The 1,572-nt window shown below is 65.1% G+C and carries 3 protein-coding genes; all 3 read right to left on the bottom strand.

Features of this window, described 5'->3' with window-relative positions:
* Window positions 1-130, bottom strand: a 130-nt coding sequence (locus tag WBF74_RS08445) for an SDR family oxidoreductase (protein ID WP_424438079.1), incomplete at its 3' end; no start/stop codon positions are given.
* Between the two features lie 127 nt (window positions 131-257).
* Window positions 258-1,187, bottom strand: a complete 930-nt coding sequence (locus tag WBF74_RS08440) for a bifunctional enoyl-CoA hydratase/phosphate acetyltransferase (RefSeq protein ID WP_424438076.1) — start codon at window positions 1,185-1,187, stop codon at window positions 258-260.
* A 39-nt stretch (window positions 1,188-1,226) separates the two neighbouring features.
* A partial coding sequence (locus WBF74_RS08435; protein WP_424438073.1) for a TOBE domain-containing protein occupies window positions 1,227-1,572 on the bottom strand: 346 nt, incomplete at its 5' end.

Here is a 1,572-nt window from a genome sequence, read left to right as displayed (position 1 = left end):
GCTCCACATGTGGCCTGGCCTTGTCGTTCTGGTAGGTGACGGCAATGTCAGCGCCGAGCGCCTTGAGCGCCACGGCGCAGCCCCAGGCCAGCGACTGGTCATTCGCGAGGCCGACAATAAGCCCCTTCATCGCCCTTCCTCCAAGAGCGCGCGTGCATGGATCGCCATCGTCATCTCCTCGTCGGCCGGAATCACCAGGGCCTTGAATGGCGGCAGAAACGCGGGTCTTGCAACACCCGCCTCCCGGAGGACGTGGTTCACTTGATCTGCCCCTTATCGCGCGCCTCGGCAAGAAGCGCCGCGAGCGCGCAGGACAACAGCCGCGCCCGCTCGTTGTCCGCCCGGCTTGTCAGGATAACGGGCACGCGGGCCCCGAGCACGATGCCGGCCGCCTCCGCACCGCCAAGAAAGGTCAATTGCTTGGCCAGCATGTTGCCGGCCTCGATATCGGGAACGACAAGGATATCCGCCTGACCGGCAACCTCGGAGACAATACCCTTCTCAATGGCCGCCTCCGCGCTGATCGCGTTGTCGAAGGCCAGCGGCCCGTCGATGACGCAATCCGTGATCTGGCCGCGATCCGCCATCTTGCAGAGCGCGGCGGCATCAAGCGTCGCCTGCATCTTCGGGTTGACCGTTTCCACGGCGGCAAGGACAGCCACTTTGGGAAGCACCCTTTCGCCGAAGACCACGCGCCAGAGATCGGCGGCATTCTGCACGATGTCGGCCTTGGCCGGCAGGTCGGGAAGGATGTTCACCGCAGCATCGGTGATGATGAAAGGCTTGGGGTAGCTCGCGATGCTCATGAGATAGGCATGGCTGATCCTGCGCTCCGTCCTCAGCCCCGCATCCTGTCGCACGACGGCTGCGAGCAGTTCGTCGGTATGGAGCGATCCCTTCATGATCGCGTCGACCTGATGGCCGGCGGCCAGCTCCGCGGCCTTCGCCGCAGCGGCATGGCTGTGCTCCACGTCCACCAGTTCCCAGCCGGAAATATCGACCGAGGCGGCAGCGGCCGCCTCCTCGATTTTCACCCTCGGCCCGATCAGAACCGGTACGATGAGCTTTTCGCGCACCGCCTCGTCGACGGCTTCGAGCACGTTCGGCTTGACCGGATGGACAACCGCTGTCCTGGTCGGCGACAGTGCCTTGCACAGCGCCAGGATCGCATCAGTCGCCTCGGTCATGCAGGAACCTCTCTCACCAGGATGAATCGCCAGCGGACTTTACGATTCCTCCCGTAACATCGAAAGGCCCGTCGCGCGATCGAAGACGTGCAGGCTTTCGCCACCGACGGAAAAGGCCACGGGAGCGCCGGTCGTCGGCCGGCTGCCTGCGGGAACGAGAGCGCCGATCTCCTTGCCGCCCACACGGAAGGAAACGAGGGCGCTGTCGCCGTGGAATTCGACGAGATCGGCGATGCCGGCGAGGGTGTTCTCCCTGTTGCCTTCGAGAGAAGCGGCCGACAGCGACGATGGCCTCACGCCGAGGGTGAGGGCCTGCCCCTCCTTGATCTCGAAGCGCCCGTGGTCGGCCCTGAAGCGCACGCCATCGCCTTCGAGCAGCCAGGCC

It is taken from the genome of Parvibaculum sp., assembly GCF_049672805.1.
GTDB lineage: Bacteria > Pseudomonadota > Alphaproteobacteria > Parvibaculales > Parvibaculaceae > Parvibaculum.
Note: the sequence above shows the minus strand (reverse complement) of the source record. Positions and strands in the feature narration are given on the sequence as shown.

What these genes read in the sequence shown, in the direction of transcription:
- WBF74_RS08440 (WP_424438076.1), bottom strand. Translation starts at nt 1,187, where the DNA reads ATGACCGAGGCGACTGATGCGATCCTGGCGCTGTGCAAGGCACTGTCG.